This is a genomic window from Bartonella sp. AA86SXKL (genome assembly GCF_042196885.1).
Genome location: NZ_JBHIRE010000103.1, coordinates 1 through 1,253, shown reverse-complemented (window position 1 = coordinate 1,253; position 1,253 = coordinate 1). Strand labels below are relative to the sequence as shown.

The 1,253-nt window shown below is 40.4% G+C and carries 3 protein-coding genes and 1 pseudogene; 2 read left to right on the top strand and 2 right to left on the bottom strand.

The window, feature by feature from the left end; translation table 11 throughout:
- Positions 1 to 6 precede the first annotated feature (6 nt).
- On the top strand, positions 7 to 285 hold the full coding sequence (locus ACFIO5_RS10185) for a hypothetical protein (RefSeq protein ID WP_375705334.1): 279 nt from the start codon (positions 7 to 9) through the stop codon (positions 283 to 285).
- 60 nt (positions 286 to 345) lie between these two features.
- On the opposite strand, the gene ACFIO5_RS10180 is transcribed toward ACFIO5_RS10185, so the two are convergent.
- Together ACFIO5_RS10180 and ACFIO5_RS10175 are read right to left on the bottom strand one after the other, a co-directional pair.
- Positions 346 to 657 (bottom strand): helix-turn-helix domain-containing transcriptional regulator, encoded by a 312-nt coding sequence (locus ACFIO5_RS10180; protein WP_208439803.1) that lies wholly within the window; start codon positions 655 to 657, stop codon positions 346 to 348.
- 12 nt (positions 658 to 669) lie between these two features.
- Positions 670 to 993, bottom strand: a complete 324-nt coding sequence (locus ACFIO5_RS10175) for a type II toxin-antitoxin system RelE/ParE family toxin (RefSeq protein WP_015857128.1) — start codon at positions 991 to 993, stop codon at positions 670 to 672.
- A gap of 183 nt (positions 994 to 1,176) precedes the next feature.
- On the opposite strand from ACFIO5_RS10175, the pseudogene ACFIO5_RS10170 reads away from it, so the two are divergent.
- Positions 1,177 to 1,253 (top strand): annotated as a pseudogene (locus tag ACFIO5_RS10170) (lysozyme); the annotation flags it as partial.

Below are 1,253 nucleotides of genomic sequence, written 5' to 3'. Positions count from 1 at the left end.
TGTGCAATGAATAGCAGTGTCGATTTTTTGTGCGATTTGTGGATAGCTTTATATCAGTTTTCTAATGATGAAAATATTAATGAAAAAGAGTGTACAGCTCTGATTAACATCATGAGTTTGGTAGAAAAAGCTTTGATTTTCAAACTTCAAGATGAGGTGCCCAATTTTACAAAGATTCTGGCAGTTCTTACAGATTTCGGAGCTTCAGAGTTTCCCATGGCTATGAATCCTTTATTGCGAGCTTACGAATCAGATTTAGAGAGCCCCATTAAAAAGGTTGCTTAATTAAAAAAACAGAACTCCCTTCCCCATCTTTAAAGGTGGGGAGGGGTTAGTACACTAAAGTTATACGTGTGGAACTGGTCGTTCAAGAGGCTGTACAGCCAAACGAAACCCCATGGTACGCAGTAAAGCATTCAAGCTGCGGAACTCTGGATTACCTTTCTCTGAAAGTGTACGGTAAAGTTGTGTTGGGTTCAAGTTGGCTGCTTTAGCTACAGCTTGAACACCACCATAAGCTTTGGCCATTTGGCGTAGAGTTACAAGCAGCTCACCCTGATCACCATCTGCTAGGATTGCATCAAGGGTCGCTGCTGCCAACTCAGGATCATCACGGAATATTTCTGCCATTGCATCATCATGGTTACGGTCTTTCATTTTTGCACTCCTTTAATCTTCACGGTTTTGCCAATCACGCCAGCAAGCACATGCACGAGTGATATCAGTCTCTTGTGTTTTTTTGCTGCCACCGCATAATAGCAACAATACGGTCTTTCCAGATTGGACATAATAAACTCGGTAGCCAGGACCAACATTAATACGCAATTCATGAACACCCTCACGAAGCGGCTTGAAATCGCCAAAGTTTCCCTGCTCTAAACGATTAAGGCGGCGAATAATTGCAGTTTTAGCCTGCATATCACGGAGCTTTCGCAGCCAATCAGCTATCAAGTCTTTGCCATCAGAAGTAAGGTAGTGACGTATTTCAAACATGATGTTATATTCGTTTATAAACGAATATTTGTCAAGAGAAAAATTAAAAGTTGAGAAAAAATCTTCTTTTGTTCCAATGAAAAAGCGACATGAAGCTTAACCAAGCTATCTTTCCGAATGAGAAAGATGTCAATTTTTTAATCCAGCTCTGCTTTTTGCGGAGCTTTTTTTATGGAGAAGCATATGCGAAAAATATCATCAGAAGGACTAGCACTTATTAAACAATGGGAAGGTTTGCGTTTGAACGCCTATAAAGATGC